General features: G+C 45.1%; 35 protein-coding genes and 1 pseudogene. 6 read left to right on the top strand and 30 right to left on the bottom strand.

Translation table 11 applies throughout. The features are described from left to right. From AC07VD_RS07460 to AC07VD_RS07355, 22 genes and pseudogenes are all read right to left on the bottom strand, one after another. Positions 1-981 (bottom strand): annotated as a pseudogene (locus tag AC07VD_RS07460) (transglycosylase SLT domain-containing protein); the annotation flags it as partial. Next, complete coding sequence (locus tag AC07VD_RS07455) at positions 982-1,122, bottom strand: hypothetical protein (RefSeq protein ID WP_129138065.1); 141 nt, start codon at positions 1,120-1,122, stop codon at positions 982-984. A gap of 41 nt (positions 1,123-1,163) precedes the next feature. Beyond that, positions 1,164-1,610, bottom strand: coding sequence for a phage tail assembly chaperone (locus AC07VD_RS07450; protein WP_015715734.1), 447 nt, complete (start codon positions 1,608-1,610; stop codon positions 1,164-1,166). A gap of 84 nt (positions 1,611-1,694) precedes the next feature. Then, positions 1,695-2,138: a phage tail tube protein gene (locus AC07VD_RS07445; protein ID WP_003232677.1), complete on the bottom strand. Its 444-nt coding sequence runs from the start codon at positions 2,136-2,138 to the stop codon at positions 1,695-1,697. Between the two features lies 1 nt (position 2,139). Further along, the gene (locus AC07VD_RS07440) at positions 2,140-3,540 is read right to left on the bottom strand and encodes a phage tail sheath family protein (protein WP_003245369.1); all 1,401 of its coding nucleotides are present in this window, start codon (positions 3,538-3,540) and stop codon (positions 2,140-2,142) included. Beyond that, a complete protein-coding gene (locus tag AC07VD_RS07435; RefSeq protein WP_003232679.1) occupies positions 3,537-3,755 on the bottom strand; it encodes a YqzN/YkzM domain-containing protein in 219 nt (72 codons plus the stop codon). The genes AC07VD_RS07440 and AC07VD_RS07435 overlap by 4 nt, the downstream gene beginning before the upstream one ends. Before the next feature lie 3 nt (positions 3,756-3,758). After that, a complete protein-coding gene (locus AC07VD_RS07430; protein ID WP_024572798.1) occupies positions 3,759-4,199 on the bottom strand; it encodes a hypothetical protein in 441 nt (146 codons plus the stop codon). A gap of 12 nt (positions 4,200-4,211) precedes the next feature. After that, complete coding sequence (locus tag AC07VD_RS07425; RefSeq protein ID WP_116315571.1) at positions 4,212-4,697, bottom strand: HK97 gp10 family phage protein; 486 nt, start codon at positions 4,695-4,697, stop codon at positions 4,212-4,214. Further along, positions 4,694-5,050 (bottom strand): YqbH/XkdH family protein, encoded by a 357-nt coding sequence (locus AC07VD_RS07420; RefSeq protein ID WP_015383432.1) that lies wholly within the window; start codon positions 5,048-5,050, stop codon positions 4,694-4,696. Before AC07VD_RS07420 ends, AC07VD_RS07425 begins: the two co-directional genes overlap by 4 nt. Then, positions 5,047-5,430 carry a protein YqbG gene (gene yqbG / locus AC07VD_RS07415; protein WP_021479474.1) on the bottom strand — a complete coding sequence of 128 codons (384 nt, stop codon included), beginning with the start codon at positions 5,428-5,430 and terminating at the stop codon, positions 5,047-5,049. Before yqbG ends, AC07VD_RS07420 begins: the two co-directional genes overlap by 4 nt. A 21-nt stretch (positions 5,431-5,451) precedes the next feature. After that, positions 5,452-6,387: a phage major capsid protein gene (locus AC07VD_RS07410; RefSeq protein WP_003232690.1), complete on the bottom strand. Its 936-nt coding sequence runs from the start codon at positions 6,385-6,387 to the stop codon at positions 5,452-5,454. Positions 6,388-6,412: 25 nt separating this feature from the next. Then, positions 6,413-7,240 (bottom strand): XkdF-like putative serine protease domain-containing protein, encoded by an 828-nt coding sequence (locus AC07VD_RS07405; protein WP_124059760.1) that lies wholly within the window; start codon positions 7,238-7,240, stop codon positions 6,413-6,415. A 19-nt stretch (positions 7,241-7,259) separates the two neighbouring features. Further along, positions 7,260-8,747 (bottom strand): phage portal protein, encoded by a 1,488-nt coding sequence (locus AC07VD_RS07400; RefSeq protein ID WP_124059936.1) that lies wholly within the window; start codon positions 8,745-8,747, stop codon positions 7,260-7,262. A gap of 3 nt (positions 8,748-8,750) precedes the next feature. Further along, positions 8,751-10,052, bottom strand: a complete 1,302-nt coding sequence (locus AC07VD_RS07395) for a PBSX family phage terminase large subunit (protein ID WP_124059759.1) — start codon at positions 10,050-10,052, stop codon at positions 8,751-8,753. Further along, positions 10,049-10,846, bottom strand: coding sequence for a phage terminase small subunit (xtmA, locus tag AC07VD_RS07390; RefSeq protein ID WP_019712461.1), 798 nt, complete (start codon positions 10,844-10,846; stop codon positions 10,049-10,051). The genes AC07VD_RS07395 and xtmA overlap by 4 nt, the downstream gene beginning before the upstream one ends. A gap of 114 nt (positions 10,847-10,960) precedes the next feature. Then, entirely contained in the window at positions 10,961-11,470 is a 510-nt protein-coding gene (locus AC07VD_RS07385; RefSeq protein ID WP_124059758.1) for a sigma-70 family RNA polymerase sigma factor, read from the bottom strand. A 115-nt stretch (positions 11,471-11,585) separates the two neighbouring features. Beyond that, entirely contained in the window at positions 11,586-11,792 is a 207-nt protein-coding gene (gene xtrA / locus AC07VD_RS07380) for a phage-like element PBSX protein XtrA (RefSeq protein WP_003244900.1), read from the bottom strand. After that, a complete protein-coding gene (gene xkdD, locus AC07VD_RS07375) occupies positions 11,789-12,139 on the bottom strand; it encodes an XkdD/Y8K6 family phage-associated protein (protein WP_217017602.1) in 351 nt (116 codons plus the stop codon). The genes xtrA and xkdD overlap by 4 nt, the downstream gene beginning before the upstream one ends. A gap of 84 nt (positions 12,140-12,223) precedes the next feature. After that, entirely contained in the window at positions 12,224-12,391 is a 168-nt protein-coding gene (locus tag AC07VD_RS07370; RefSeq protein ID WP_003245588.1) for a hypothetical protein, read from the bottom strand. Then, on the bottom strand, positions 12,391-13,191 hold the full coding sequence (locus AC07VD_RS07365; protein WP_080009791.1) for an ATP-binding protein: 801 nt from the start codon (positions 13,189-13,191) through the stop codon (positions 12,391-12,393). Before AC07VD_RS07365 ends, AC07VD_RS07370 begins: the two co-directional genes overlap by 1 nt. After that, positions 13,091-13,927 carry a phage-like element PBSX protein XkdB gene (locus AC07VD_RS07360; RefSeq protein ID WP_003245799.1) on the bottom strand — a complete coding sequence of 279 codons (837 nt, stop codon included), beginning with the start codon at positions 13,925-13,927 and terminating at the stop codon, positions 13,091-13,093. Before AC07VD_RS07360 ends, AC07VD_RS07365 begins: the two co-directional genes overlap by 101 nt. Beyond that, complete coding sequence (locus tag AC07VD_RS07355; RefSeq protein WP_019712457.1) at positions 13,914-14,093, bottom strand: YjzJ family protein; 180 nt, start codon at positions 14,091-14,093, stop codon at positions 13,914-13,916. The genes AC07VD_RS07360 and AC07VD_RS07355 overlap by 14 nt, the downstream gene beginning before the upstream one ends. Positions 14,094-14,271: 178 nt before the next feature. Here AC07VD_RS07355 and xre point away from each other — a divergent pair, with 178 nt between their 5' ends. Together xre and AC07VD_RS07345 are read left to right on the top strand one after the other, a co-directional pair. Continuing rightward, positions 14,272-14,613, top strand: coding sequence for an HTH-type transcriptional regulator Xre (gene xre / locus AC07VD_RS07350; protein ID WP_003232719.1), 342 nt, complete (start codon positions 14,272-14,274; stop codon positions 14,611-14,613). 162 nt (positions 14,614-14,775) lie between these two features. Then, the gene (locus tag AC07VD_RS07345; RefSeq protein WP_024572596.1) at positions 14,776-15,372 is read left to right on the top strand and encodes an ImmA/IrrE family metallo-endopeptidase; all 597 of its coding nucleotides are present in this window, start codon (positions 14,776-14,778) and stop codon (positions 15,370-15,372) included. Between the two features lie 43 nt (positions 15,373-15,415). Here AC07VD_RS07345 and AC07VD_RS07340 read toward each other — a convergent pair whose 3' ends face one another. Next, positions 15,416-16,252 (bottom strand): manganese catalase, encoded by an 837-nt coding sequence (locus AC07VD_RS07340; protein WP_494721673.1) that lies wholly within the window; start codon positions 16,250-16,252, stop codon positions 15,416-15,418. A 75-nt stretch (positions 16,253-16,327) separates the two neighbouring features. Further along, entirely contained in the window at positions 16,328-16,930 is a 603-nt protein-coding gene (locus tag AC07VD_RS07335; protein WP_015252289.1) for a poly-gamma-glutamate hydrolase family protein, read from the bottom strand. A gap of 104 nt (positions 16,931-17,034) precedes the next feature. Between AC07VD_RS07335 and AC07VD_RS07330 the strand changes: the two genes are divergently transcribed. Continuing rightward, entirely contained in the window at positions 17,035-17,412 is a 378-nt protein-coding gene (locus tag AC07VD_RS07330) for a PH domain-containing protein (RefSeq protein WP_124059756.1), read from the top strand. 39 nt (positions 17,413-17,451) lie between these two features. On the opposite strand, the gene AC07VD_RS07325 is transcribed toward AC07VD_RS07330, so the two are convergent. After that, positions 17,452-18,405, bottom strand: coding sequence for an N-acetylmuramoyl-L-alanine amidase (locus AC07VD_RS07325; protein ID WP_124059755.1), 954 nt, complete (start codon positions 18,403-18,405; stop codon positions 17,452-17,454). A gap of 120 nt (positions 18,406-18,525) precedes the next feature. Between AC07VD_RS07325 and AC07VD_RS07320 the strand changes: the two genes are divergently transcribed. Next, on the top strand, positions 18,526-18,783 hold the full coding sequence (locus AC07VD_RS07320; RefSeq protein WP_124059754.1) for a YciI family protein: 258 nt from the start codon (positions 18,526-18,528) through the stop codon (positions 18,781-18,783). A 29-nt stretch (positions 18,784-18,812) separates the two neighbouring features. On the opposite strand, the gene phrA is transcribed toward AC07VD_RS07320, so the two are convergent. The 3 genes from phrA to yjoB form a co-directional block, all read right to left on the bottom strand. After that, positions 18,813-18,947 (bottom strand): phosphatase RapA inhibitor PhrA, encoded by a 135-nt coding sequence (phrA, locus tag AC07VD_RS07315; RefSeq protein ID WP_003245487.1) that lies wholly within the window; start codon positions 18,945-18,947, stop codon positions 18,813-18,815. Next, positions 18,937-20,073 carry a response regulator aspartate phosphatase RapA gene (rapA, locus tag AC07VD_RS07310; protein WP_015252291.1) on the bottom strand — a complete coding sequence of 379 codons (1,137 nt, stop codon included), beginning with the start codon at positions 20,071-20,073 and terminating at the stop codon, positions 18,937-18,939. Before rapA ends, phrA begins: the two co-directional genes overlap by 11 nt. A 144-nt stretch (positions 20,074-20,217) precedes the next feature. Beyond that, positions 20,218-21,489, bottom strand: coding sequence for an ATPase YjoB (yjoB, locus tag AC07VD_RS07305; RefSeq protein ID WP_124059753.1), 1,272 nt, complete (start codon positions 21,487-21,489; stop codon positions 20,218-20,220). Between the two features lie 148 nt (positions 21,490-21,637). On the opposite strand from yjoB, the gene AC07VD_RS07300 reads away from it, so the two are divergent. Together AC07VD_RS07300 and AC07VD_RS07295 are read left to right on the top strand one after the other, a co-directional pair. Further along, positions 21,638-22,102: a DinB family protein gene (locus AC07VD_RS07300; RefSeq protein ID WP_014479541.1), complete on the top strand. Its 465-nt coding sequence runs from the start codon at positions 21,638-21,640 to the stop codon at positions 22,100-22,102. A gap of 224 nt (positions 22,103-22,326) precedes the next feature. Then, positions 22,327-23,091, top strand: coding sequence for a sulfite exporter TauE/SafE family protein (locus AC07VD_RS07295; RefSeq protein WP_014476525.1), 765 nt, complete (start codon positions 22,327-22,329; stop codon positions 23,089-23,091). A 40-nt stretch (positions 23,092-23,131) separates the two neighbouring features. Here AC07VD_RS07295 and AC07VD_RS07290 read toward each other — a convergent pair whose 3' ends face one another. Both AC07VD_RS07290 and AC07VD_RS07285 read right to left on the bottom strand, forming a co-directional pair. Then, positions 23,132-24,625 carry a UxaA family hydrolase gene (locus AC07VD_RS07290; RefSeq protein ID WP_124059752.1) on the bottom strand — a complete coding sequence of 498 codons (1,494 nt, stop codon included), beginning with the start codon at positions 24,623-24,625 and terminating at the stop codon, positions 23,132-23,134. Next, positions 24,622-26,064 (bottom strand): tagaturonate reductase, encoded by a 1,443-nt coding sequence (locus tag AC07VD_RS07285; RefSeq protein ID WP_124059751.1) that lies wholly within the window; start codon positions 26,062-26,064, stop codon positions 24,622-24,624. Before AC07VD_RS07285 ends, AC07VD_RS07290 begins: the two co-directional genes overlap by 4 nt. Between the last annotated feature and the right edge of the window lie 42 nt (positions 26,065-26,106).

Here is a 26,106-nt window from a genome sequence, read left to right as displayed (position 1 = left end):
CATGAACGATGTTGTAAACTTATCCAACTGTGCCAGAATCGTTTCTGGACTGAACTTCGTTGCAATTGCGTCCACTTTACTCATGAACGATGTTGTGAACTTATCCAGCTGCGACAAAATTGTCTCTGGACTAAACTTTGTGGCGACTTCATCCACCTTATTCATGAACGATGTCGTAAATTTATCCAGCTCTGTTAAGATTGTTTCCGGGCTGAACTTTGTGGCGATTTCATCCACCTTTTCCATGAAAGAAGCAGCAAATTTGTCCAGTGCTGTCAAAATCGTTTCTGGATCAAACATGCTCGCAATATCTCCTGTATTTCCTCCTGATGAAGGCGCTCCTTTCTCGGAGGGACCTGAGCTTCCCATGCTGTCAATTCTTTTCTGCAATGAATCCAGCTTATTTGACACCCTGTCATTAATAGCGAGCTCAAGTTTGTTGTCTTTTCCTGTTAAGGCATCAATACCAGCAGAAATACGACCGACTGTTTTCATGACGTGATCAATCACGCGTATCGTAACAGAGTAACCATTTTTAAGTGCAGTTTCCATATAGCGCTGTATTTTTTGCACAGCCGGCAACACTTGATCTTCTGCACTCAGCATAATCGTAAAGCCTTTAAAACCTGCCACGAGCTCTCTTAATCGTTCAAACTTTTCGGTTGCTTGGTCACTAGCATCTATTTTAATAGATACAGATGACGGCAATCCCTGCAATTGAACATTAACCTGCTGAATGACACTGCTGGCTTTATCCTCAGTTGAAATGGAGATCATTTGGGCGCCAAGCTTTTTCTTTAATGATTTTTGTATGCGATCAATTGTCCTTAATACAGTTTTGCTTTCTTTTCGTACATCAATAGCGCTTTTTCGCTGCACCATTTTTCTATATTTTTCAAGTGCTCTAAACCCATTCTGGATCTTTCTTAACTTTTTACTTACACGGTCTTCCATTTCAAACCTTGCTGTCAGCTTTGCCAATTACGATGCCCCTCCTTTCTTTGCTTGTTTTTCAAGGAGATCGAGCTTATATCCGATCATTCCATACAACAGCGCTTTATAGTTTCTGGGCGCTTCGTAGAGCGCTAATAAATCTGATGGAGAATAATGAAGCTCGTGCATCGCATAGTAGAGATACACGGCTTCTTTATGCCCATCCTTGATTAGTTTTTTGCTTCTTCTTCCAGATCCTCTAATTCATCTTCAAATCCATTAATCTCAATCGCTTTGTTTAACCAGTTCGCATACTCGCCTCCAACTGAGAGCACGCGTTTCGCAACTTCTACCGGGTCAGCCGTTTTGTAAGCTTCTCGAAGCTCTTTTGAACGGAAGTCCGGATAAACGGTTGATTCAACTGCGATTCGGGCATAAAAGCGTTGGCTGTCTAAATCTTTTACACGGCCTCTGCCTTTGACATTTTTATACGTTGTTGTTTCTTTCTCCAATTCATCAATGCGCTCCGTCGTGATCGCTTTAAAAATAAATGGCACGATGTTCCCTTTTTTATCAACAAAACGCTTTGAGATTGGCACTTTGATTTCCTCAGCTTCAATTGTTTTTCCCGGCATAAAAAAGGAAAGATCATATACGTTTTCGTTCTTCTCGCTCATGTAAAAAACTCCCTTGTCTATTGTTTAGTTTGATCCTGTAAAAAAACAGACCTTTCTGAGAAAGGTCTGCGTATGCGCCTTTTATTAAAACGTGTCAGACAGCTTTTCAGGGACGTCGAAGTCTTCGAATGTAAATGGAACTTCTTCCTCTAACGCTTCTGAATCGACATCAAGGCTTGCGATTTTGGCAGAGTCAAAGTTGACGTCGTACAGCGTGACTCGCTCTGTGCCCCGGCCTGAGGATTGATCATCCAGCACGGCTTGGAGTGTGAAATAAGGATCGCTGCCTTTTTTGACATAGTCCATCATCAATAGCACGAATTTTGATGTGACTTTGTAGAACGTTGCGGTCCCTGTTCCATTTGCCCCTGTTGTTTTATGGCCTGTCATGCGGCGGCCCATAATGTTGACTTCGGATTTGTTTTTCTCAACGTTTGCTTCAAATGTTTTGATGTGCGCCATTTCCTCACCATCGAGAAATAAGCGGCCTTCTTTTCCTGAGATTGTGTTTTGTGCTTTTAATGCCATATTAGTTTACCTCCACATTAAAGTAGAATTTTTCTGCTGCATCGACAGGCTGTACAGCCAGGTCAATCAAGAAGCCGTCACGATCTTCATTCATTGAAATTGTGATATCTTCATCGGAATCAAAGCCAGTGATGCCGCCTGCATCCTGAAGTGTTGTCATGTATTGCGTGATCATCGTTTTTACATACTGCAGTCCGTCTTCAGATGCCGGGATATCGCTTCCGCTGCCTTTTCTTGATTTAATTAAGGCTTTCAGCTCGCGTGTTAAATCATTATTCACAGCATCCAGGACACGAACGATTTTGTTTTTCGCAAATTTCTTGTTTTTCTCAGCTGTGAACGTCACGAGTGAGTTAATATCCTTTTCTACACTGACGGATTTATCGCGGGCGTCGAATGTGAATAAAAATTCACCTTTGCCCAGACGTTCAACAATCGTATCGTGGTCAAGGCGGTGTAACACATCAACGGCGCCTTCGTACTCTACAAATGTGAGTGATTGGTTAAAGGTTGCTCCTGCACTCGCTCCAGCTACCCAAGCTGTTGCTTTGTCCGGTGTAACTTCCGTGCCATCTTCAAGCAGCACACCCTCTGTTACGTTGATGATGCCTTCATAATCACCGGCATAATTGGCTGTGACGCCTTGCACTTTTTGTCCTTGGCCGTCGCGCAGGCGTTTAATAAAAGCAGCAAACGTCGCCTTCAACTGGTCACCTTCTGCAACAGGCAGCGCAATCACATCAAAGCTCTCTGTTTCAGCCGCGGCTAAGAAATCTGTATAGTCGGAGTTGACCGGGGCTTTATCCGTACCGCCAGATAAACGGATTCCCGCGGATGCATTCAGCGTCTCAGCTGCAGTGTCTCCTTCTGATCCAGTGAGAGGAATCGTTGAAGAAAGATCGCCTGTTCCGGTAAAAGTGACATAGCCGTTAGCTGTTAATTCTTCAGCCTTTTTGACAGTCTGTTTATCAACCTCTGATTCGTCCATATATGTTGTCACATCGAAAGAATTAGCATCCAGCACATTTTGATTGATGCGGATGATAATGTCATTTCCTTTTGTTCCGCCATATACTGCAGTTGCTTTGACGCCTTCAGCAATATCAGCAGACGCTCGGACACCTTCGGTTAGACGGTACATCAATACCGTTTTCGCATTTTTCTTCGCTTCACGCAGCAGCAATAAAGACGGGTCATCAATGCTGAGACCCACTTTTTTGTTCAGGTCTTCAACGCTGGAAATGGAGACGAACGTTTTCGCTTCGCCCCAGCTTGATGCGACCGGAAGTGCGACTGTTCCCCGTTCACTGAGTGATACCCGCTCCTGTGCCGTCGTTTTAAAGTTAAAATAAATGCCTGCACGTTCTTTTTCTTTGCCTGTTGTAAATGTTCCGCCATTCATGATGACATGACCTCCTTGGTTAGAAATGTTTGAATCAATTGGTTGGCTTCTGATTTCGTCATACGTGGTTGATCCACGCCAAATAAAGCCCCCTGAAGAATATCCGGCTTAACGCCGAACAGTTCCTTCGCGTGCTTAATCAAATCCGCTGTATCAAATAGAGCTTCCCGGCTCTTTGTATGTACAGCCTTCTTCTGTTGTTTGTCCTTTGACACCGTTTATTTCACCCCGCTGTTCATGTCGATATCCTGTAAGACAGGCTGTTCTATTTTGTGATAATAATATCGGCTGCTCCACCTGATCACCATGGCCGCCTCGCCCCTGTCTCCTACCCTTGTCTCGATTTGGGAGATGCGAACCATATCCCCCGTCTTCTCGCCGGATTCACTCAGCAGCGGAATCATATTTCTCGCCTCTCTTATGGCATCCGCGAGCCTGTCCGCTTCATCCAGCGCCTGAACGGAGTCCAGATGAAACAGTTTTACATTGAGACTGTAGGTTTTTTTAAATGTGGAGACCGTATCTGTTTCCTCGAAAACAGATGGTGGCGGGACGTATAACGACGGCACCTGAAAGTGATCAGGAAGCTCGCGTTCATAAATGGGAACAGACCACCGGCTGTACAAAAACGCCATGATCGATCCTGTTTCACTGTTCATCCTGCTCCTCCTTTACAGCTTCTTCAGCCACTGGCGCAGTTTGCTTTCCAGCGATTTTTCAAACAGCTGTTCATATAAAAGCAGTGCATGATCCCAGTAGCTCGTGCCCGGTATCCATTTTCTCTTGAGCGCCATTCCCGTTGAAGCCGCTGGATCATAAATAAACCGTGAGCCTTGAAAACGCCCCGGCACCCATCTCACATCTTGTTTTGACGTCCAATGGCCGTCATTAAGAAATGAGGCGTAATCAAGCTGTGTCCCCACCTCAAGCGAAAGCCCGCCGCTTTGCACAATCCAGAGATTGTCCTCTGCGCCTTTCTCAAAGGAACTGAGCAGTTTTTCTGTATCAATCGTTTGTGTGCTGATGAGTTCAGATTGGACGATCTCCAGAAAATCTTGCCCGCACTCCTCAAGCCACCGGGACGCCTGTCTGGAAAAACCGCCTGAAGCCGCTTCTTTTAATGCCGTGTTCAGCTGTTTCAATCCCGCTATTTTCATAGGCTTTCATCCCTGACTGCGATGACCTCCCAATGATGATGTCTGATCCTTTTCGGCAGCTTTAGTATATATTTATGATTCTCCCAAATGATTTTATCGTTCACGCGGATGTCCGCTGACAACGGAAAATGGACGAGAAAGCTATGATATACAGTTTGATCCGGCTCCTCCTGAATCAGTTGCTGCGTTTTTTCGGTAAAATAACAAGGGACATCTTGTTCATCGGGTGTATCCGGATATGAAATCACCGGCTGCAGCCTGTCTGCCGGAATCCCAAATCGGCCTGCAGACGGCGCTTGCGCTGCTTCATGATAAATATCGCAGCGGTGAATGAGCATCTGCTTGTAGCTCATAAAGATCTCACCTTCAGTCTGGAGGATTCAGGGACGTAGCCCGGCTTGATAAACTCTTCGAGCAAATGATACACCTCAGGCCGCTGAATCCCGCCTTCTCCGGAAACCGTGTAGGAATAATCCCCCATTTTCTCAGACTGATAGCTTGATGAGGCAGATTCATCGCTGTTGACAAGCGCAAAATACTGGGCAAGCTTTACTAAAGCCAACTTCACCTTGCCGGGCAGCGGATCATACAAGCTGTCTTCAAAGCGGTGGCCCGTGATGAGAGCCGCTTCCGCTTCCGCCTCGATGATATCCTGCGCCAGCAGCTCTTCCGGCCTGTTTTTCACCCGATCATAGACCGAATAGGAGGCTACGTCAGTCGGTTCAATGAGCATGAGCTGACCACCTCGTTTCTATTATTCTTTTACGTTAATTAATTTCGCGCAGGCATCCTCTTCCTCGAACTTGCTGTCCAGCTTGGCCGTTAAGACAATAATGAATTTACGGGAGCGGATGTCTTTGTCGACTTCAATTCGGATATTGCGGGAGAAGCCGAGAATGATATTTTTCGGATGTGTGAGAATGATATCAGAAGCGTCATATTGCGCGTCTCCCTCACCGACTGTGTACGGCTGAATATTGGATACCCCTTTGACCGGTACGCCGAATGCTGTTGACAAGCCGCCCTGAACAGCCTGGTCCCCAAGGTTTGTCTGGCGGTCTGCCACGCGGTCCTTCCATTCAACTTCTAGGCCGTGAGACGTATAGAATCTGAATTCCTGAGGGATGCGCAAATATTTTGGCGGAACTGCCTTTAAGCCTTTCTTGAATGTCGCTCTGGACAGTTCTTCACCGTTCATGTCAACGATATGGGAAACCGCCTGTTTGCGGATGCCGTCCAGCTGCGCCAGATACGGATCAGCTGATGCTGTATCACCGTTAACGATCAGCTCTTCAATATCAACGGCTGCGCGCTCTGCTAAAATTTGCATGATTGTCTGCTGCAGGCCGTCTTTTTCAATATTGTTTTCAAGTGTGTCATACGTAATATTGATTTCCGCAATGACTTCCTTCGTGTTCAGTTGGACCGTGCTTGTCGTTGGAACTGTCAGCTCGTCGTTTGACAGTGCTTTTCCTTCTTGCGCAGCCCGCAGAATACGCTGGCCGAAGCCGATTTTCTCAAATTTTTGCGAGTCATTTTCCATTTGAATCACGCGGGATTCACTGAAAATGGTCGGCGTGTTTTGCACCATGCGGATAAAAGCCGATGCTTGCGCAGGGTTCATGAGCCCGCCGCTTTTTAAAGCAGAAAGCGACATTTCCGCTTTCCGAATGATCTCTTGATTTCTCAATTGATTTCCTCCTCCTTGACTGGTTTTACAGCAGTCCGCTCCAGATTGATTTTTTGACTTGCTCTGTATTGCCGCCCATATCGTCCGCTGTCTGCTTAGACGCGCCTCGCGCTTTTTCCAAAGCCTCGATGCGTTCGATCAGTGGGGCAAGCATGTCTTCAACGAGCTTTTTCAGACGCTCGTCATCACCCGTCTGCTCCGGCTTTTCCTCCGTGTCTGTGTTTTTTTCAATCCGCTCAAGCCGTTTGAGCAGAGGGTAAAGCGCATGCTCGAATGATTCTTTCATGTCTTCTTTTCTCATTTCTTCAGTCTCCTTCCCTGTTTTGTCAGCAAGCATTTGCTTGAATACACTAAAGAACCCTGCTTTTTCGACCGGTTCTTCTTCATACACATCTGCAGTGCCAGCCATGCTGTAGCCGGTGATGATTCCAGCCTTAATCTGTTCCCACACCTCGTCAGACGCTCTTGTCACGAGCACCCATGAGCCCTTTGTAATCCGCTTTGATCCGATCATAAAATCATCGGGCGCCACATAGGACTCGACCACGACGCCGGTTCCACCCTCAAAGCTGTGATTGATATCAATCTCCCGTGCCTCCGCGAGAAAACCGTGCGCCGCTTTTTCAATTTCCTCGGCGGTCATAAAATCGCCGTGGGCATCAGGAACATCAGGCTCATACACGATTCCGTACACGAGCTTTTGTTCATCCTGCTCACTTTTTGTAAACAGCCGAACCTTTTTTTCAAATGACGGAGGTTCGGCTGACTTCGTAAAGAAAAATTCTGTCTGGTTAGCCGCCTTGTCCACATAACTGACAAAGCTGATTTTGGCATTTCTTAATTCTCGCGCCACCTGCTTGATTCACCTCCCTTCAGGACGTTTTGATATCTTCGATGCTTTCTTTCAGCTCCTGCATGAGAGCAGTCAGGTTTGCCTTTTCCGCATCCTGTCCTGCAGGCCGTTTATAGATTTCCTCAGGCCACTCCTCCAGCGTTTTGCCAAGCACCCGCCCCGCAAGATCGCGTAAATCATTCGGCGATACCGCTCCGGCTGTAATAAAAGGACCGAGCACTTTCGCAATCTCAAGCGGATCACGAAAGTCCGGTCCTTTTAATGTCAGCCTGACGTCATGGATATTCAGCTCCGGCAAAAGCAGCGTGTTCAGTTTATTCACGAGCGTTTTTCGCTCCGGCTGAAAGACCTGCTCCTCCGTAATTTTTCTAGCGGTATCAGCTGTCGCCCGGTTGTATTCCTGCGCCTCGCCTGTATACAGAGGCGGGAGGCGGAACGCCGAGCGCAGCTTATTTCTGCTTTTTTCATCGTACTCAAGAAACAAGGCGTCGTTCTGGAGAATTTCCGCCAAGGACTTGATTTCCACGGACACCGGCGTAATATCCTCTCCCCCGTGGAGATCCTTCTCTTTCGCGATTCCTTCCGCTTCAATCAAGAGAAATTTGTGGGCGTTTTCCACGCCTTCAAGATCATTCATGTATTCTTGCAGCTCCCGATAAGAAGCTTCCGACAGCATCCCGTTTTCCACTGTGATCGCAGCGGGGACGTGACGGCCCTGCTTAAAATACATAAAATTGAGCTCTTCCGCTTTTCGCGCTCCGTATAGATTGACGATATTGCCTACCCAGCGCGGCACGCCGTATACGCCGCTTCCGATTTTGAGGTGAATGGCTTCATTCGCTTGATATTTCTCTGCCAATGTGCTCACATATTCACCCGTGCGCATGTCCATTTTTCTCGGATCACCGTATTCTTTGAAAAATACTTTTTTTCCATTGATCATCTGCACATATTTTCGGAAACGTTTTTGCCTTTTGATTCTCTTCACTTTTCCGTTTTCTTCATACATAAAAGATACTTCAACAGGCTCGCCGGCTCCGCATACACGCATATTTTTCACATCTAAATATTCGATGCCAGCCGGTTTTCCCATCCCGTCCCGAAGCACTTCCATAAAGCCATTGCCTGTTTTTTCTCTGTCTTCGATGGCATAGCCTAAAATCATTTCGGCTGATTCGTCAAAATGAAGACATTTATAAAAGGCTTCGAGTCTGGCCCAGTCTTTTTCCGCCCTTTTCTTTTTCGCCTGATCGACGTCAGTGGCGTTAACATCAAACGTATACTCAACATCAAAGCCAAAACCTGTAATATTGACTCTGTACGCATCTATGCATTGCTGAAGAATGGTCGAGTATTCAGCAATGGTTTTGAGCTCGATGATATTGTAGGGCGGTGCGATAATATCCTCTCCGTACAGCTCAGAAAAGTCATCTTCATAGATTTGCTTTGTCTGAGGAGCGGCGGAATTAGCTTTGAATACAGTTGCTCTGACTGTTTGATTGTGCATCATTTATGACCTCCTCCTTTCCCGGTTCGGCCGGATACGTTTGTTTGCTGTCTCTTTCATATCAGCAACCTCATAATCATCAAGCGCATACCAAATAGCAGAAAGCGTATGCGGGTCAATCGTGAATTCATCCTCTATCAGCGCGCCGTTTTTATCTTTGGCATACGTAAGTGTCTTGAGCTCATAGATGACATTTTCACAGCGGTCCGAACAGAAGATTTTTTTGAACCGTTTTACCTTTTTGGTATATTGAAGCCTGGATCCGGGAAACTTTCTGGCTCCAACCATCCGAAAGCCCTGCTGGCGGAAATATTGGATGCTTTTCGGCTCAGCCGAGTCGGCTTTGATCAATTCCTGTGTCTCAATAAACTCACGCAGCTCCTCAGCCGTCCTATCATCTGTCATTTTATTTTGATAATACTCCCAATAAATGTAGAGGTATTTTTTTTCAGGATCTACAGCAAGCCGGACGACGGCATTATAGGATTCCTCGAATCCAAAATCCATACCTGTACGAAAGATTGGCTTGCTGATGGCTGCGATACATTTTTTCACTTGATCATGCGGGAGTACCTCGAACTGCGGCAGCACCCTGATCCCGTTGACGCCGAATCGTCCTTTGCGGGCAATCCGGTACAGGTCGGGATCATACTCTTTGAGTCCGTCAAGCTGTTTCAGATAGCTTTCCGGGAGAAAAAGATTGTCGCTAGCGGTGGAATGATGGTAATACGTATCTCCCTTTACAATCGTCCGCTTTTCGTAAAGTTCACTGTCATCCAGCACAAACCGTTTCTTGCGTTCATCCCGAAAAAAATGCCTATACGTCCAATTGGAGGTGCCGACGGGATTGGTGGTACAGATCATATGAAGCTTCAGCTCAGGATGGCGAAGACGTCCGATTAACTCCTTGAACCCCTCATACTTCACCTCTGAGCACTCTTCAATCCATATTAATGAAATGTTATGAACCGATTTTAATTTTGCCGGATTGTCCATTCCTTTGAACATGATCCGGCTGCCATTGTGAAATCGCAGCTGCAGCGGGGAAGAAAGAGATGCCACGGCCTTTGTGAGACCGAGCTCTTCGATCACCTCTTGAAACAAGGCGAAGGTCGAATCCCGATGGGTATCGAACACCTCCCGGATCACAAGGGCCGTCCGTTTTTCCTTCAGCAGCTTTAGCACGATTTTCAATGCGGTATGATAGCTTTTGGATGAGCCGTAGCCGCCGACAAGAAACTGGTACGTCTGCTCCCAATTGAACACGTAGTCTTCGAAATGTGGGTTGATTTCTTTTACAATCATGACTTGCGCTCTTTTCGTTTGATCATAATTTCAATCGGCTCTTGGCTGTCATCTGTTTTCTCCGCTTTTTGTTTGGCAAGCTTCAATTTCTCATTTTCTATTTTTTGTTTAAATTGATCTGGAAACAAATCAAAATATAAGGATAGCTTCTCAAGCGCCTTCATTTTATCTGCAAGCTTGATGGCAATGCCTTCTTTGCCAAGCTTTGCTTCCGTTACAATGGTGCCGTCAACGAGCCCGGAGTCTTTGACATCGACAAAGCTGATTTCCTTCATAATCGGGTTATCATCTTCATCAAACAGCGGACCCGATTTCCCGACAGCCTGGACCTCTTTTTTTCCAAAGGTCACATAGTCCGTAATATCCGCAAACGCGATCTTGATATAAACCTGCAGCACATCCATCGCTTCAATAAACATCTCATTGACCATTTCTTTTTTTATGCGTCTGATTTCAGCAGCGACCTTTTCGTTTTTTAAGAGCCGGCTGCCCGTCACATGAGCGCTGTCCGGAGAATAGCCCGCTTTGATTGCTGACTGTGTGGCATTGAAGCTTTTGACGTAATACAGGCAAAACAGCCGCTGGCGTTCATTTAATTCATCGTTGTCTATAGGGCGCTGTTTTTGTTCGTTTTTGGACGCAGAAAACAGCGCCTCTTTCCATTTGTCTTGTTTTTTCCAGATGCCGATTGTTTTCGCGGAAACACCGATTGTGTCCGCAATCGCCCGATTTGTGATCTTTCCTTGATGTTGTTGATAGATTGCTAATGCTTGTTCGCGAAGTTGTGTTTTCATGCTACGGCATCACCGCCACCTCCAGCATGGTTGTTTATTCATAAAAGCGGCTGATCAGCCAGCCGCTTATGTGTCATGCTATTCACTTATAGGTGGCAAACGTATGACAAGCTTTCAGGCAAGTGATCGATTCATTTCTTTCTGCTGTCTTTGCACCTTTACAATCGCCCGTTTAATCGTCGTTTGCACTGTCGATTTTTTTACGCCGAGAAGATCGGCGATCCGTTCATAAGAAAAACATTCTACCTTATGCAGCAAAAACATTTCCTTTTCTCTGTCCGTTAACAGGGCTAATGCTTCTCGAATTCTCTCTCTGTCCTCTTCTGATACCTGTCCGTCCGGCTCAAACATCATAGCGCTGGAAAATGATTCGATGATCCTCGGGTCCTTGATCATCAGCCGCTGGTAGGCATCACGCCGGTCAATCGCCCGTCTGATGCCGGGCTGCCTTCCTTTTTCAAGCCACTCTGTTACATATTCAAGATCAGTAATCATATTTCTAATGATTTTTTTATCCTTCAGCTCTTCAGCTGAGAGCACGGATTCATCTGCCTCAGCGAGCGGTTTATATTGGTTTCTTGTTTGTTTGAGCGTTCGTTTATATTCAAATAGTAAGTCTTGCATTCTATGATCCTCCTCATTTTTGGCAAATAAAAAACGGACACCAATCAACGCACAAATGCTGTACAGTTGATCAGTGTCCGCAGGCTTTCCGTCTTGGACGTATTCTGTTTTCGCTTTAATTTAATTTGTAGCCGATTTCAAATTCCACTCGGGCAAGGTCGCCCTTTCTTGTTTCGACGAGCGTTTTTCCATGCTCGGGCGCTTCTGTGATCCATGCTTCTTGCTTGATGCCATCCACAATAATGACACGGATTTTCCCGTCCTCCAGCTGGCTCTTAAGCGTGACGGAATCGATATGCAGCAGTTTTTTAGGATGAATCATGTTTTATTTCCTCCCCTTTTCGGTGCAGCGCTTGCTTCAGCTTTTTCTAATAGCTGAATGATGCGCTCCTTTGAATGAACAGAATTCCCTTTCAGAAAATCAAGCGCTGCTTTAGACGCTTCCAGCAATTCAGGCGCAGCGGCCATCAAAGTGGCATTGCTTTTTTGCGAATAAGAGCTGAGGTCAAATACAGCGGCAATCAGCCGTCCGTTTGAATATGGGAATCTTTCTTTTTCTTCTTCACTGTAAGCTGAATAAATATAGATCGGTTTCGTATCCCCGCACGGGACAGCACGCCACGGCGCAGGGCTTTTCTCTGCCTGTTTTGTCTTTACCAACACTTTCACTTCCCGTCGTCCTTATACCATTGTTCAATGTTTTTTTCTGTTCGCTTTGCCCGAAACAGCAAAGTGATTAGAGCAGTCAGCTGTTTAATCATAGATATTCAGCCTCGCTTTTCCCGCTGTCAGCATTTGCTCCAGCTTTTGAATGACAGGCGTTAAGTCAGTGCCGGACCGACAGTTCGGACATGGATGAAAAACGACCCCAATACCGGTATGTTCCACAATGACTTTCTTTGTTTGACAAAGCTTGCACATTATCTGACGCCCTCCAATCTATGGTTAAGCTCGTAGGCTGCTCCTTTGATAATCACTAAATAGTCACTGCACATCTCATAGATTCTCGTGCCGAGCGCTTCATCGACCCGTACAAGTGCTTCAATTGTCAGCTCGCTAGAAAGCAAAATCGGTTTATGATTTAAGTAGCGATAATTGAGTACCGAATACATTTGCTCTAATTGCCAATCTGTAGCGCGGGGTTTGCCGTTAACCGGTTTAAACAGATCATCAATGAACAGCACATCCGCCTGCTTCATCCGGTTCAGCTTCGCTTCTAATAGGGCAAAATCATTTTTCAGATCAGTAAAGCCTTCCACGAACGGAAAATAAATGACAGGCACATAGCATGTTCTCATTAATTCGTTGGCAGCGGCAGTCAAAAGGTGTGTTTTCCCTGATCCAGGCTGTCCTAAAAGGGCAATGCTGTTTTTTCGGCAATCCTTGATTTGTTCATAATCGGCAACATACTCTTTTGTACACTCAAATGCGTCTTTTATGGCCTGCGGCTTTCCCTCCGTGCGGAATTCCTTGAAGCCGAGCTGTCTGAAAGCGTGGGTAATCTCACTTGCACCCAGCAGCCGCTTCACTTTCCGTTCTGCTATGCAGCTGCACATCGTCCAGACTTCCAGGCCATTCTGCCTGACGAGATAACCTCCCTGATCCTTGCAGCGCAGGCAATCATACCTGCTTGCGTCTGATTCGGCCGGTTTGTCCGCCAGTAATGGACGTCTCCCTCTTCTCAGCTCGTCCAAAATCTGTTCGATTGTTCGTTTTGTCATGTTTTTTCATCCTCTCATGCTGAATTGCGGCATTCTTTTTGGCTTGCTGCGCGAAAAATCGATCTTCAATGAATTTCGAGCAGTAGCGAAAAGCCTTGATTGTTTCAGAAGCGGCGGTCCGCCGGTTTTCAAAAGCCTGAAAGCATTCTTCAAGCCATTTGATTGTTTGCGTGACAGGAACGCCGATGGCAACAATGCGGGCGATGGCTTGATAATCTCTTGAGGAAGGATACACGGTGCGTCCTTCTTGAGCCGACCGTAATTGTGTAAACCGCTTCGCAATGTGATCCACTGCATCATCAGCAGCAGTATATTTGTTTGTTTTATCTATATCTGTACGGTCGTTTGTGTCCGGTGTCTGCGGCGAAAATGGCCGTTCTTTTAGACTCCCGTGTACAGTATTGTCCGATCTGAAGCTGAATTTTTTGGAATGCTTTACCGAAATCATCAGTCCGTATGGCGCACGGACGGCCTTTATGTAATCATGGTTTTCGAGAAGCTCCAGCCATCTTCTGACGGTTTTTTCACTTACGCCGAAGACTGCCGCCATTTCTCTCGCTTTTAACGGCTTATGGCCGAGTACGATGCCCCAGCTTACGCCGTCTTTTTCGATTTCTTTTGTTGTTGAGCTGATAAACCAGAGAAACAGCCATAGCGCCGGGCCAATTTTGTCATAATGTTCTGAATTCAATAACCCTGAATACGTCGGAAAAGGATAGCTTTTATCGTTTTTCATTGGACGCCGCTTCTCCTTTTAACATCATGTATGCTTGAAACTGTTCCTGCGTTTCAAAGTGAAACACCGGAAGGCCGCATGCGGTAAACGAAATGGTGCCGCCGGATTGTCCGAGATGGCGCTGATCTATGGGACTTTCACTAAAAACGATTTGGATCGGATACATGTGATCACTCTCCTGATCTTTTTTTGATACATTTTGTATCGGATGTTACCAAGTATAAACGATACTAAATGTATCATCAAGTTATTTTTGATACTTTTTTTATCATAACTTTATTTTGATACATATTGTATCTATAATCATAAGTAACTTAGGGAGTTTAAAAAAGAGAGGTCATAGTATGATAGGCGGCAGATTGAAGAGTCTCAGAGGGAAAAGGACACAGGAAGAAATCGCATCACACATCGGTGTGTCACGGGCACGATATTCCCACTATGAAAATGGGCGAAGCGAACCTGATTACGACACACTCCAAAAGCTGGCTGATTACTTTCAAGTAACGACTGATTACTTATTAACGGGAAAAGACAAAAAATCCGATGACGATATGTTCTCAGATCCGGACCTGCAGCTTGCATACCGCGATATGCAGGATTTTTCCCCAGAAAGCAAACAGCAGGCCATCGAATTTATCAACTATTTAAAAGAAAAAGAGAAAAACCGCAAACCGAAAAATAAATAAATCGTTCTCTGTTCTCTAAAACATATAAAAAGTAGACCGATATAAAGAAAAAAGTGTTTATTTTTTAAAGAAAAGGGAAAGATTTCTACACTACTTTCCAGTCCTATACGGGCTTTTCTTTCTCGCTAAAAACAGAACAAATGTTCGAAAGGGAGTATTCAATTGGGCGATTACTTATCACATCTGGAGGAATACGTTAAAAATTTATACGGCCGGCTGGGCATCACATCCCCTCATCACATTGACATGCTGAAAATCGCAAAGGATCTGGATATTTGGGTGCATTTTGAGGATATGGGGAGCATGATGGTGAAATACGACGGCATGTACAGTATCGTATTAAACCAAAAAAAGTCACGGGAAGAGCAATGGGAGGATTTTGGCCATGAGCTGTGCCACGTGTTAAAGCATGCAGGCAATCATTTTCAGATGAACAAGCTCTTCAGAGAGCTTCAGGAATTCCAGGCAAATCAATTTATGTACCACTTCTGTGTGCCAACCTTTATGCTGTTGCAGATGGAACTGCCGCAATGGAGAAGCCAGGCACTCGCCACAATTTCGGCGGTATTCCGGGTAACAAAGGAATTTGCTGATAAAAGGCTTGACATGTTTGAACGGCGTAAAGCAGGTATTCAATTTCAGAAGCGGCTCGCTTATTTATTATCTCACAAGCGGCCACATGCGTACGAGGAAGGCGATCAGCAGCACTTGCAGGTCGCTGAGGAAAAAGCGTTATATCATATTGGCAAAAACATCTGATCAAATAAGGGCTGAGGATATATTCCTCAGCCCAGAAGAGAACCTAACATTTCGACATTGGGGGAACTGTATTATGCAGCCACATGGGCGCCGGTTTAAGATGAGGCGCAGATGCGAACGCAATCGGAGCCGGGATATACCTGAATTCACCCCGGCCGTCAAAGGCTTCCCCATGTGCCCATCTTCCTTGTGAGCTTTCATCTCCCCTGGAAAAGTTAAACAGGTCATAGGAGACTTCCTGCTTTTCGAGCTCACGCGGAAACGTCGTCGGGACGACAATATCCCGTTCTCTTTCCTCCAGCTCTTTAATGGCCGCGTACCACATATTTTGATGATAGGTATCCCTTGCAATCAAAAATGACAGCATATCTCTTACCCCTGGATCATCGGTCATGGCATAAAGCCGTGTCACCTGAAGGCGTCCTTGGGCCTCCGCATTTAAGTTAGCGCGAAAATCGGCCAGCAGGTTTCCGCTTGAGATAATGTATTTTGCATTCCACGGATAGCCCTCACTATCTGATGCCATCGCCCCCAATCCGGACACAATCGCGTGCTGAGGATTCATCCCTGACATGACTACTGCAATAGCGGGATTGCTTTTATAAGCATCCTCCTGTACATCCGCGGGTGCATTGTCCAGAAGTCTGGAAATCATCGTTGCCAGCATTTCTACGTGCCCAATCTCTTCGGTCCCCACATCATATAACAAATCTTTATACTTAGCATCCGCCCTGCAGTTAAACCCTTGAAACAAATACTGCATCATGACGCTAATTTCACCGAATTGGCCGCCGAGCACCTCTTGAAGTTTTTTCGCATAAACCGGATCGGGATGAGCTGGCTTTGCTTGATATTGAAGCTCTTTTATATGATAAAACATGAATCATTCCTCCTACACTTTCGCACAACCCCAGCGTATGAAGGAATAGGCCGACCGTGCAGGTCCCGTCTAGTTTTATTTATAAAAGCCAAGCTTGACGGCTTCCACATATCGATCAAACAAATCGTTTTGTATGTAGCTTTTATCACGGCACCCAAAATTGCGGAATAGCGCGTTTCGCTGTGCCGTGCTTACCTCCAATTGCAGTCCCATTTCTCTTTTCGTCCGATTGACAATATTGTTTGGGTGTACACCTGCCAGGCGGTCTTTCTCATTAGTGAGCTCGGCGCTAAAACCTGCTTCATTCAGACGCTCACAAATGAGCTTGGCTTTTTTACGATCCGCCCCCCCGACCAATGTATGCGGGATTTTCGGATCATAATACCCGTGAAACGCTAATGCGTAATGGTGGTCATTCACTTTTTCTAAAGCCAGCGGCTCATCAAAACGAATGCTAGTGAGATGCAAGGAACGGTTGTTTCGCTGCTTTAGACCCTCAAACAAATAGATGGAACATCGATCCGAAAATGCCCGCACCAGTTCACTGACGCCAGGCTCAATTCTGCCGCCGTGAGGACCGAGGACGATAAGCTCACTTCCGTTTTTCTCCTCATAAATAATCCGGTACTCCGACTCAGAAGCAGAAAGGGCCGCAAAGCTGTCATACATATCTTCCATTTTGAACGCCCCCTTTACCAGTCAGCACCAGTTTACTCTACTCATCTATGAATGAAAACCTTTTTTATAGTATGATTTGATAGAATACGCAGAGGAGGTATATGATGGGGTTTATTGATGGATTACTCGGCAATGCGTCAACACTGCCAACGGCTGCTGTAAAAGAAGAGCTTGCTCATATTTTACTTGAGGGTGAGAAGGTTGAAGCCGCGTTTAAGCTGGTTCGCGATTTGATTGTCTTCACTGACAAGCGGCTTATTCTTGTGAACAAGCAGGGAATCACAGGCAAGAAAACGGAGTTTCAATCGATTCCGTACAAAAGCATTTCCAGATTCAGCGTGGAAACGGCCGGCCGCTTTGACCTCGATTCAGAGCTGAAAATTTGGATTTCCGGCGCAGAACTTCCTGCCGTCTCAAAGCAGTTTAAAAAAGATGAGAGCATTTATGATATTCAAAAGGTGCTTGCCGCAGTCTGTATGTAAGATAAAAAGCCGGAAGCTTCACAGCTTCCGTCTTTTCATTTACAGCTTTTCCTCCATCTTCGCTTTCGTTTTCGGACCGTAAATCCCATCAGCCGTTAAACCGCTGACAGACTGAAAACGTTTCACTGCATTTGCTGTTTTCGGGCCATAAACGCCGTCAACGCCGTGATTTTTCGCTCCTTTATCAGGATAAAAATAAAGAGCGGCTAAAGCGGTCTGCACCTGCTTTACTTTTGTCCCTTTCGTCAGCGGGCTTGTCACTTTGATCACGCCGGATGGGAGAGGATATGAGGATGCGGCATGGCTTTTAGAAGCAGATGCCGTCTGAGGCAGTTTGATCACTTGTCCGACTTTAATGTAATTCGGGTCAGTAATATGATTGATGCTTTGCAGCGTTTTCACACTGACTCCGTGTGATGCGGCAATCCCTGACAATGTGTCGCCTTTTTTCACCTGATATACAGACGCTGAAGAAGAGACTGCAGCTTTTTTAGCTGATAAGCCCCCGTTTAATTCCTTTTCAATTGCCGCCTTCACTTGATCCCAGCGCCCCTCTGATAAAATGCGGTGCGGGCAATACTTTCCGTTCCAGTCCTGGTGCTTTCTCACACGATCGATGCCCCAGCCGCGCTCCTTCAAAAGCTGTGCAACAAATGAAATCGCCAAGGCTTCAGCTGCCTCATACTTCGGGCCTCCCGATTTGCTGTAGCAAATCTCAACACCGATTGATTTGCGGTTTCCCGGACCGTTTGTGCCGTCACCTGTGTGCCAGGCGTTTCGGTTAAGCGGCAGACCTTGAATCACCTCTTGATCATCGACCGCAAAATGAAAGCTTGTCGAGCTTGTGTTCCCGATCATATAGCTGATTTCATTGGCCGCTGATGCATCGTTTGCCGTGTTGTGAATGGTAATGTATTCAGCGGACATTGCATTAGGACACTTCAACGCGTATTTCGCCTCAGAAACCAAATTTTTCTTTACTGGAATGCTCACCTATCATCTCTCCTTTTCTTTTTTCATAAATAGGTGGCATTCGTAGGACGAAAAGCTCATATCATCTATCACCGTAATATGGATAAATGTGTTAAACTGAAGTTCACGGAGGGTCTGAATATGTATACATATTTAATGCTGACAATGAGAACGGAGAAATTTAATCAGGAGCATGTGGCTGGGCACTATGAATTTCTGGATCGTTTACAAGCAGAAAAACGTTTAAAAATGTTTGGGCCATTCAGCGACGCCACAGGCGGAGCGTATGTCATCGAAGCAAATTCACTGGAAGAGGCAGCGGAAATCGGGCATGCGGATCCGCTGGTGGCAAGTGGATCTTCTGAGCTGACGATAAAAGAATGGAAGCTGAAGAAATAAAAAAGACCCTTAAGGGTCTTTTTTATGCATCATGTTTGATTGCGTGCCGCAATATGAAATGTTTTCCCTTCTGTGTTTGCTGTTTCACCTGCATGAACCATCACCTGAGTAAAGCTGAACCCGACCGCAACGAGCAACAAACCTGACATCCATTTAGATTTCATATAAACAATCTCCTCTCTGGATTTGTTTTTGTGCGTGCACCATTTTCTCATAAAATGAAAGTGCTTTTTCGGGCTGTCCGTTTTCTATATAGAATTGGGCAGCATCATGCGCCAGCTCTTCAATATAAGGATACAGCATATGTTCTTCAAGAAATTGAAAGGTGTGTGAGACCGATTCTGTGTCAATATTTTTTCCGTATAACGCATGTAAAAATTGAAAAAGCTCCACAAATAATTCATCACTGTATTGACGGGCGATTTCCAATCCTTCACGATACTTTTTTTGCGCTTCGGCGTCATTTTTTTGTTTATACAGAACTTGTGTTAAAGAGTAGATAGAATGCGGAAGATTATCGAACTTTTCCGACTTGCAAATAGAAACAGATTTCTCAAAGTATTCGGCTGCCTTTTGCAGTTCACCCATTTTCTCATAGCAGTTTCCGAGATTATATAGGGCGGAACTGATCAGGCGGGGATTGCCTTCTTTCTTTGCAAGATCTAAAGCCAGTTCTAAGTGGGGCAATGCTCTTTCTGGATACTGCATATCATCATAATTACCTGCAATAACGAATTCACATTGGATTCTGCGGACGGTGTACGTTTCATACATTTGGTATGTTTCTAATGCCTGAACGGCGTAGCTCATCGAAACATAGGTTTGTTTTAAATTGTAAAAAATCTCAGCCATTTTAAAAGCAAACTCTGCTTTCTCAATATCATCCGAGACGAGGGCAAGATTCTTTTCTGCCCGTTTATAATACATCATGGCACTGACAAACATCTTCTGCTTAAATTCATACATTCCTCGAAAAAAGTTAAAGTAATATTCGAGAAGCCCTGTCAGCTTGTACTGATTCCCTTCGATGTCTTCTAATAATTCTGAAAACTCTAGCTGCGACGTGTCCTCTCCAAAAGGCTTAATGTAATCCAGCATGACACGGTGCCTGAACTCCATTAAAGAATAATACAGCAGCAAATCTTGGTCTTCTTCCATATCCTCAATTTCTCTTTCTACTTCGAGCTTGACCCGTTCGGCTTCAGCGACGTGGAACTGCCGGATATGAGTATACCATTCATTAATTTTAAGCCCGACATAAGAGGACGGAATCGTCTGCTTCATCCTCAATTAATCCCCCCTTTTTGAATTACCCGAGATATGTCATATTTTATCATATTTGCAAGAAAAAGAAGAACGCAAAATAACCGCAATTGTCGAATTTCGGCTAACCGCAACAAAAAGCACGGGTTTTTCAAACACCCGTGCTTTCTTTTAGTGAAAACCGACTTTGTTTCTTTCCATCCAGCTTCTCCGCTGGCTTTTTCTTTGCTCTCCTGTCATGTCTTTCACCATGGTTTCAATATGGTGATTCCCTTCTTGGTGCCATTGAAGGGCTGAAGATACATATAATTCTCCCAGCTGTGCAAAGGAAAAGCCTTCTGTAAGTTTTGCGGCGTTTTTTATTTCTCCTTCACTCAAAAAGATGCCAAAGCCTCTCATTTTCATATATTCCAGCCTCAGCTCTTCATCCGGAAGCCCGATTTCATAGGCACGGTCAAATCGCCCTGCACGATTCATCAAACCTGGATCGATCTCTTCGGGATAGTTTGTCGTACCGATGAGAAATAGCCCCTCTTTTGATGTCGCGCCGTCCAGCGTATTGAGAAAAAAGGACCGTACATCTTCCGGCATCGAATCTATATCCTCGATGACCAGAACTGCAGGAGCGAGTCGTCTCGCTGCCTGAAAGACTTCTTCTATTGTCTCGCTCGACGTAAATTCAGTAATTTGCCAATAAGCAACAGGTGCATCGATACTGCCTGCGATCGACTTCACTAACGTCGTCTTTCCGTTTCCAGGAGGTCCATATAACAGAATGCCGCGCTTGTAAGGGATGTCATATGTTTGATAAAACGATTTATCACTATGAAAAAACTGATCAATTGATCTGTATATCTCTTTTTTCAATAGCGGATTCATGATGACTTGACTCCGCTGAACCTCTCTGACAATGGCTTCCTGCTCTCTTGAAGTCCCTCCATCTCCATCCGTAAACACGGTCACTTTCCGCTTGCTTTTTTCCCAAAGACGCGGTCTGACTCCCTCCAGAAATGCACGCATCTTTTCATCGTTAACCGCAAACAGACAATCAAAACTCATAATGCTCCCATCTTGAAAATATGGAATTCTGGCAAAAGCAACTCCCTTTTCAGGATACGCGTATACACTGTTTCTTATAGACTTATGGACGGTATAATCCGGTTCTTTCTCATCTTCATCGTAAGCAAAGGTTTTCTTTTCAAGCTTTTCAAATATATATGCCACATGCTCAGGCTCCAATGAACCGCTGCGGACATCTTCTACAAGAAGCTCCCAGTATTCCGTATTTGGATCATCACTGGCATAGAGCTCATAGAATACACCGTATTGATCATAAAGCGTTTCTTCAATCCGTGTGATAAGGTAACCGAAAGTGCCGTAGCCCGCCGCAGCTCTTTCATTCTCTTTTTCTTCGTACTGATAAATGAAAGGTATGTTAGTCATGTTTATACTCCATTTCATGTTTTGTGAACGTTATATATACGATTGACATAGCATTTTGTTTCATCCCACAGCATATTACTTGTGAATTCATAACCGTTGATATAGGATTTCATTGCACCATTTATTTTTACATATGGAGGAGATCATAATGAGCCAATCCAATCAAATTGTCAGCCATTTTTTATCCCATCGAAACGTGACCAATGAGCTTGCCGAAAAAATCAGCAAAGACCATTACAGCTACAAACCGGCAGAAACATCAATGTCAGCAGAAGAGCTGGTCAAACACATTCTTACGTCTTTCCACTTGTTCGCAAATGTCATTAAGGAAGGCAATGCCTCACCATTTCAAAACAAGCAGGAAGAAACAGAAACAGATCTCAATGTTCTGGCAAAAACATATACAGAAAAAACGGCCGCTATCCTTGAACAGCTGACTGAAGAGCAGCTGGACAGAGAAATTGATCTGACATCCGCTTTCGGCAGAAAAGTCACAGGCCGCGCGCTGCTTCAGCTTGCAATGGAGCATGAAATTCACCATAAAGGCAACCTGTTCGTGTATGTGCGGGAAATGGGCCACACTGAGCTTCCTTTCTATCAGCAGCGCATGTAGCGTAAACAAGAAAAAAGATACCTGTTAAGAGGTATCTTTTTTTTGCGCCTTTAGTACTTCTCGATTTCGTCCAGACACTCATTATAGGGCAAATGAATAGAGATATTGAGCATACCAAAATTTCAAGCAGCTGACGTGCAAAAATTCAAAAAATTTAATTGATTAACGCGTCCTAATCATATATAATCTGATAAAAATAGTCGGGTTTTCAGGAGGCCTTTATCATGAGTGTAAGCATCATATTGATGGGTTTGTTTGTCGGAGCCTTAGTCGGATTGACGGGAGTGGGTGGAGCGGCCTTATTAACTCCCCTTTTAATTGTGCTTGGAATTAATCCTTCCATCGCGGTCGGTACGGATCTTGTATATAACTCGATCACAAAGCTGTTTGGCGTTGCCTCCCATTGGCGGCAGAAAACGATTAACTTTAAATTGGTAAAATACTTAGCCATCGGCAGTATTCCGAGTGCTTCGCTAGCCATTGGCATATTGCATTTGTTCCCCGCCTTTCACCAGCATCAGGAAGAAATTATTAAGCATGCCCTAGGATATGTGTTAACGCTGGTTGCCATTTCAATCATCGTTCGTTTGTTTTTGGATAGAAAACTTCGCCCCAACCGCTGGCAGCTGATGCCGCTTGAAAATAAGAGGGCGCTGACAATTCTTATTGGTGTGGTGTTTGGGTTTATCGTCGGATTAACATCAATCGGTTCCGGCTCATTATTTGCAATCGCCATGATTTACTTATTTAACATGAAAGCGTCACAGATTGTCGGAACCGATATCGCGCATGCATTTCTTCTTGTTACGGCAGCAGGCATTTTGAACGCAAGCTTCGGAAGCGTGGATTACATGCTGGCAGCTAATCTGCTCATTGGTTCAATTCCCGGCGTGCTGATCGGAAGCCATCTTTCGCCTCGATTCTCCCCGCGTCCGCTGCAATTTATTATGGCGTCCATTATTTTAGTCAGCGGTTTAAAATTGATTTAATGAAGAAGGCTATCCGCGCTTGAAGGATAGCCTTTTCTTATTATAGCGTCACACCCGATTTAAAAATGGCGAGTTCTCTGAAATCATTTTTTTCATGGTTCACAAGCTGGCCGCTTGCCACCTCTATCATATAGTGGATAAACTCACGCAGCACATATTCCTCATGAACATCATCCTCTGCTAAAAGGCCTGCGTTAAAATCAATCCAATGCGGCTTCGCCTCATACAGCTCGGTGTTTGTCGCTACTTTCACAGTCGGGACAAAGGTGCCAAACGGCGTGCCTCTTCCCGTTGTAAAGAGGACAATTTGGCAGCCGGCAGCCGCCAATGCGGAGGAGGCGATCAAATCATTGCCTGGCGCGCTCAAAAGCGTCAGCCCTTTTGTCTTGAGCACTTCCCCGTATTTCAAGACATCCGTGACAGGAGAAATCCCCGCTTTTTGCGTACAGCCCAGCGATTTATCCTCAAGTGTAGAAATGCCGCCCGCTTTGTTGCCCGGTGAAGGATTTTCGTACACCGGCTGATCATGTTTAATAAAGTATTGTTTGAAATCATTGATTAAATCGACTATCTTATGAAACACTTCTTCATTGGCAGCCCGCTGCATCAGGATGGTTTCTGCGCCGAACATTTCCGGTACTTCCGTCAGCACAGTACTCCCTCCCTGTGCAATGAGATAATCTGAAAAACGTCCAAGCAGCGGGTTTGCGGTTATGCCGGAAAAACCGTCCGAACCTCCGCATTTCAGCCCGATCTTCAGTTCAGACAGCGGAATGTCTTCTCTCTTATCTCCTTTGGCCGCTTCATGAATTTCCTTCAGCAAAGCAACGCCTGCCTCCATTTCGTCGGTCACCGACTGGGATTCCAGAAACTTCACCCGCTCCAGGTTCACATCTTGCAGTGCTTCCTTCATTCTTGCCAGCTCATTGTTTTCACAGCCAAGCCCTAACACCAAGACGCCGCCGGCATTTGGATGGCGAATAGCATTCAGCAGGATTTGCTTCGTATTTTCATGATCGTCGCCAAGCTGCGAGCATCCGTATTGATGCTTTAACACCAGTACGTTATCAAATGGAGTGATATCCCCTGTTTCTCTGACAAAACGCTGCAGCATTTTTTCTGCTATCCCATTGACACAGCCGACAGTTGGGACAATCCACAATTCATTGCGTACACCGGCAACTCCGTTTTCTCTTTTAAATCCTTTAAACGTCCGGTTCTCATTTGAGTACGGATTTTCATCAAATCTCGGTGTATAGCTGTATGTTTGGATATCAGACAGGTTTGTTTTCGTATTATGGACATGAATATGCTCTCCGATGGATATATCTTGTGTTGCATGCCCGATTGGAAACCCGTATTTGATGATGCTGTCGTTTTCTTTGATAGGCTGAAGCGCAATCTTGTGGCCTCTTTTTATATCATCCTTCACTTCAATCGACATGCCATCCGCATTCAGCCGCTCTCCCTTCTCAATATCCCGCAGAGCAAGAAGGACATTATCTTGCTTATGAATCTTTATAAACGACTTCAACGTACCTCTCCCCCTTGTATGCAGTATTGTTCAAGAGCCCTCTGCATGCCCAGCTCATGAATATGATTCAAGTAAACAGCGACTCTATCAGTCAGCTTCGGTATCTCATTGAGATCTGCCCCCCACAGCCACTGTTCGCCTAACACTCTTGATGCAATCCGAAGCATGTCGCCATCCTCCTGACACCAAACCTCTTTGAAAAATTGAAGCACTGCCGGATCATCCTGCAATGTCTCGTTATCATGATAAAAATACAGAAGAGCGCTGAAAGAAAACACCAAGCGTTCAGGAAGCTGTCCCTTTTGTTCAGCATATTCCTTAAGAGTCGGCAGGTTTCTCGTTTTGAATTTGGAAATGGCGTTCAATGCAATGCTTTCCAGGTAATGCTTAATATACGGGTTTTTAAAACGGTTCAGCACATCGTCAGCATACTGAGAAAGACCTTCCATTTTTAAAACAGGAAGAATTTCGTCATCAATCAGCTCTCTTATAAATCGCCCCACTTCCGGATGCTCGACTGCATCCCTAACAGTCTTCAAGCCGTATAATAAAGCCACTGGCGTCATTGCTGTATGAGCGCCATTTAAAATTCTTACTTTTTTAGTCCGGTATGGGGTGAGGTCGCTGACGATCTTTGTATGCAGCCCTGCAGCCGCAAAGGGAAGTTCTTTTCCAATCCAATCAGGCCCCTCGATAACCCATAAATAATATTGCTCTCCCACAACTATCAAATCATCCTGATAGCCAAGATCTGCCGTGATCTCATCAATGCTGTCGACGGGAAAACCCGGAACAATCCGGTCTACTAAACTATTACAAAACGTATTGGCCTCATGAATCCACTGTGTAAATCCTTCCTCAAGCTTCCACAGACCTGCATAATGAAGAACCGTTTCCTTCAGCTTTTCACCGTTGTTCTCAATCAGCTCACATGGGATTAGGACACACCCTTTTGTCTGATCTCCTTTAAAAGCCTGATAGCGGAAGTAGAGAAATGCAGTTAATTTCCCAGGGAATGTTTTTTGCGGCCTATCCTCTAAACGATCTTTTTCATCACATACAATCCCAGCCTCAGTGGTGTTGGAGATGATAAACCGAAGCTCTTCGCTTGATGCCAATTCTTTGTATGCTTCATAATCAGAAAACAGGTCAATTCCCCGGCTGATTGAGTTGATAATCATATGCTCGTTTACCGCTTCTCCGTCTTTCATTCCTTGTAAAAAAAGCGTATATAATCCATCTTGCTCATTTAATCGTTTGATTTTTTCTGAACCCCTTGGCTGAACAACCGCCACACTCCCATTAAAATCAGTGTGTTGATTCAATTGATCAATCTGCCAATCGATAAATCCCCGAAGAAAGTTTCCTTCTCCGAACTGGAGAATTTTTTCTGGATACTGAGTATAGTGATCGTACATACTTTTATTCAGCTTCTGCACCCCTATTGCCTCCCTCTTTTTATGCACACGTTAACATTTTTC

It is taken from the genome of Bacillus sp. GW821-FHT01G09 (assembly GCF_059422205.1).
This window is presented reverse-complemented; position numbering and strand designations above follow the sequence as displayed.

What these genes read in the sequence shown, in the direction of transcription:
- AC07VD_RS07455 (WP_129138065.1), bottom strand. Translation starts at nt 1,122, where the DNA reads ATGCACGAGCTTCATTATTCTCCATCAGATTTATTAGCGCTCTACGAA.
- AC07VD_RS07450 (WP_015715734.1), bottom strand. Translation starts at nt 1,610, where the DNA reads ATGAGCGAGAAGAACGAAAACGTATATGATCTTTCCTTTTTTATGCCG.
- AC07VD_RS07445 (WP_003232677.1), bottom strand. Translation starts at nt 2,138, where the DNA reads ATGGCATTAAAAGCACAAAACACAATCTCAGGAAAAGAAGGCCGCTTA.
- AC07VD_RS07440 (WP_003245369.1), bottom strand. Translation starts at nt 3,540, where the DNA reads ATGAATGGCGGAACATTTACAACAGGCAAAGAAAAAGAACGTGCAGGC.
- AC07VD_RS07430 (WP_024572798.1), bottom strand. Translation starts at nt 4,199, where the DNA reads ATGAACAGTGAAACAGGATCGATCATGGCGTTTTTGTACAGCCGGTGG.
- AC07VD_RS07425 (WP_116315571.1), bottom strand. Translation starts at nt 4,697, where the DNA reads ATGAAAATAGCGGGATTGAAACAGCTGAACACGGCATTAAAAGAAGCG.
- AC07VD_RS07420 (WP_015383432.1), bottom strand. Translation starts at nt 5,050, where the DNA reads ATGAGCTACAAGCAGATGCTCATTCACCGCTGCGATATTTATCATGAA.
- yqbG (WP_021479474.1), bottom strand. Translation starts at nt 5,430, where the DNA reads ATGCTCATTGAACCGACTGACGTAGCCTCCTATTCGGTCTATGATCGG.
- AC07VD_RS07400 (WP_124059936.1), bottom strand. Translation starts at nt 8,747, where the DNA reads ATGCACAATCAAACAGTCAGAGCAACTGTATTCAAAGCTAATTCCGCC.
- AC07VD_RS07395 (WP_124059759.1), bottom strand. Translation starts at nt 10,052, where the DNA reads ATGATTGTAAAAGAAATCAACCCACATTTCGAAGACTACGTGTTCAAT.
- xtmA (WP_019712461.1), bottom strand. Translation starts at nt 10,846, where the DNA reads ATGAAAACACAACTTCGCGAACAAGCATTAGCAATCTATCAACAACAT.
- AC07VD_RS07385 (WP_124059758.1), bottom strand. Translation starts at nt 11,470, where the DNA reads ATGCAAGACTTACTATTTGAATATAAACGAACGCTCAAACAAACAAGA.
- xtrA (WP_003244900.1), bottom strand. Translation starts at nt 11,792, where the DNA reads ATGATTCATCCTAAAAAACTGCTGCATATCGATTCCGTCACGCTTAAG.
- AC07VD_RS07370 (WP_003245588.1), bottom strand. Translation starts at nt 12,391, where the DNA reads ATGTGCAAGCTTTGTCAAACAAAGAAAGTCATTGTGGAACATACCGGT.
- AC07VD_RS07365 (WP_080009791.1), bottom strand. Translation starts at nt 13,191, where the DNA reads ATGACAAAACGAACAATCGAACAGATTTTGGACGAGCTGAGAAGAGGG.
- AC07VD_RS07360 (WP_003245799.1), bottom strand. Translation starts at nt 13,927, where the DNA reads ATGAAAAACGATAAAAGCTATCCTTTTCCGACGTATTCAGGGTTATTG.
- AC07VD_RS07355 (WP_019712457.1), bottom strand. Translation starts at nt 14,093, where the DNA reads ATGTATCCGATCCAAATCGTTTTTAGTGAAAGTCCCATAGATCAGCGC.
- xre (WP_003232719.1), top strand. Translation starts at nt 14,272, where the DNA reads ATGATAGGCGGCAGATTGAAGAGTCTCAGAGGGAAAAGGACACAGGAA.
- AC07VD_RS07340 (WP_494721673.1), bottom strand. Translation starts at nt 16,252, where the DNA reads ATGTTTTATCATATAAAAGAGCTTCAATATCAAGCAAAGCCAGCTCAT.
- AC07VD_RS07335 (WP_015252289.1), bottom strand. Translation starts at nt 16,930, where the DNA reads ATGGAAGATATGTATGACAGCTTTGCGGCCCTTTCTGCTTCTGAGTCG.
- AC07VD_RS07330 (WP_124059756.1), top strand. Translation starts at nt 17,035, where the DNA reads ATGGGGTTTATTGATGGATTACTCGGCAATGCGTCAACACTGCCAACG.
- AC07VD_RS07320 (WP_124059754.1), top strand. Translation starts at nt 18,526, where the DNA reads ATGTATACATATTTAATGCTGACAATGAGAACGGAGAAATTTAATCAG.
- phrA (WP_003245487.1), bottom strand. Translation starts at nt 18,947, where the DNA reads ATGAAATCTAAATGGATGTCAGGTTTGTTGCTCGTTGCGGTCGGGTTC.
- yjoB (WP_124059753.1), bottom strand. Translation starts at nt 21,489, where the DNA reads ATGACTAACATACCTTTCATTTATCAGTACGAAGAAAAAGAGAATGAA.
- AC07VD_RS07300 (WP_014479541.1), top strand. Translation starts at nt 21,638, where the DNA reads ATGAGCCAATCCAATCAAATTGTCAGCCATTTTTTATCCCATCGAAAC.
- AC07VD_RS07295 (WP_014476525.1), top strand. Translation starts at nt 22,327, where the DNA reads ATGAGTGTAAGCATCATATTGATGGGTTTGTTTGTCGGAGCCTTAGTC.